This window comes from Robertmurraya sp. DFI.2.37, from assembly GCF_029211245.1.
In the GTDB taxonomy this organism is placed as follows: Bacteria; Bacillota; Bacilli; order Bacillales; family Cytobacillaceae; genus Robertmurraya; species Robertmurraya methanolica_A.
Genome location: NZ_JARGEJ010000273.1, coordinates 1 through 419, shown reverse-complemented (window position 1 = coordinate 419; position 419 = coordinate 1). Strand labels below are relative to the sequence as shown.

The 419-nt window shown below is 40.1% G+C and carries 1 pseudogene; it reads left to right on the top strand.

Features of this window, described 5'->3' with window-relative positions:
* Positions 1-414, top strand: a pseudogene (locus tag PZE06_RS26460) (hypothetical protein); the annotation flags it as partial.
* Positions 415-419 lie beyond the last annotated feature (5 nt).

Genomic DNA, 419 nt, shown 5'->3' with positions numbered 1-419 from the left:
AGAATGTTTATTGAAAAAAAAGGAGATCGAATAGAAGTTATCCTTCGTAGAGAAAGCGAACCTCCAAAAACGGTTTGGACTGATTCTTTATGTAATGCAGAAGCCCACGGTACAGATATGATTAGATCCATACTTGGTGGTGGCTTCTCATACCCAAAATCGCTTTATGCTGTCCATGAAGCATTAACATTCGCTGTATCCGGAAAGAAAAATGCTCTAATTGTTGACTTTTCTGCAGGTAGCGGCACCACATTACATGCAGTAAATTTACTTAATTCTGAGGATGACGGAAACCGCCGCTGTATATTAGTAACAAATAATGAGGTATCCGATGATGAAGCAAAGGCCTTGAAAAAAATGGCTATCAGCCTGGCGACATTGAATGGGAAAAACATGGAATTTGTCGTGCGGTAACTTGG